The sequence below is a fragment of the Lysobacter sp. P5_C4 genome, assembly GCF_054049695.1.
Window position 1 is genome coordinate 1 of record NZ_JBFULX010000021.1, and the last position, 554, is coordinate 554.

Annotated in this window: 1 rRNA gene; it reads left to right on the forward strand. The window is 54.0% G+C overall.

What is annotated here, in order from left to right:
* A 23S ribosomal RNA gene (locus ACXJJ8_RS15460) occupies nucleotides 1-554 on the forward strand; the annotation flags it as partial.

The following is a 554-nucleotide window of genomic DNA, read 5'->3' on the forward strand; positions in this document are numbered from 1 at the left end:
CGTTAAGGAACTCGGCAAAATGACCCCGTAACTTCGGGAGAAGGGGTGCCTCGGTAGGGTGAATAGCCCGAGGGGGCCGCAGTGAAAAGGCCCAAGCGACTGTTTAGCAAAAACACAGGTCTGTGCGAAGCCGCAAGGCGAAGTATACGGGCTGACGCCTGCCCGGTGCTGGAAGGTTAAGAGGAGTGGTTAGGGGCAACCCGAAGCTATGAATTGAAGCCCCAGTAAACGGCGGCCGTAACTATAACGGTCCTAAGGTAGCGAAATTCCTTGTCAGGTAAATTCTGACCCGCACGAATGGCGTAACGACTTGGGCGCTGTCTCAACGAGAGATCCGGTGAAATTTTAATACCTGTGAAGATGCAGGTTACCCGCGACAAGACGGAAAGACCCCATGGAGCTTTACTGCAGCTTGATATTGGACTTTGGTACGATCTGTACAGGATAGGTGGGAGCCTTTGAAGCCTGAGCGCCAGCTTGGGTGGAGGCATCGTTGGGATACCACCCTGATCGTATCGGAGTTCTAACCTGGTACCGTGATCCGGTATGGGGAC